1 protein-coding gene is annotated in these 436 nt (G+C 64.4%); it reads right to left on the bottom strand.

The window, feature by feature from the left end:
• The coding region (locus I6F28_RS37160) for a transglutaminase N-terminal domain-containing protein (protein WP_346656766.1) at nucleotides 1–311 on the bottom strand (311 nt) is incomplete at its 3' end.
• Between the last annotated feature and the right edge of the window lie 125 nt (nucleotides 312–436).

The following is a 436-nucleotide window of genomic DNA, read 5'->3' as shown; positions in this document are numbered from 1 at the left end:
GGCGAAACGCGATAGCGCCCCTGCTCGGGGGCGTCGACAAACCGTTGGCTGCCAGGCGAGCCCGCAGGAAACGCTTCGACAATACCGCGCGCGTCGATGATGACGTCTTCCGTACGGTTGCCGAGAGTGAAGTGGTGGACGATGTTGCCAAAACCGTCGGTGGCGCGCGTGAGGTTGCCAGGCGCGTGGACCTGCCAGCTCTCCACCTGCTGCAGCTCGCCGCTGCGAGGCGTCAGCCGCAGCTCATGCACGCTGTGGCGTAGCGGCTCGGCATAACGGTAGACCGTCGTATGTCGAATTTGGTATTTCACGATGACACGGGCGCCGCCCGAAAGCGGCGCCCCGATTTATGCACAATGCCCTGCAGGGTCATGCGACCTCGAGCGGCACCAGGAAATCCTGGCTGATGCCGTTGCCCAGGTCGCCGATCCGCTCC

It is taken from the genome of Bradyrhizobium sp. NBAIM14, assembly GCF_020193895.1.
Taxonomy (GTDB): domain Bacteria; phylum Pseudomonadota; class Alphaproteobacteria; order Rhizobiales; family Xanthobacteraceae; genus Bradyrhizobium; species Bradyrhizobium yuanmingense.
The sequence above is the reverse complement of the archived record's forward strand: the minus strand, read 5'-3'. Positions and strand labels throughout refer to the sequence as shown.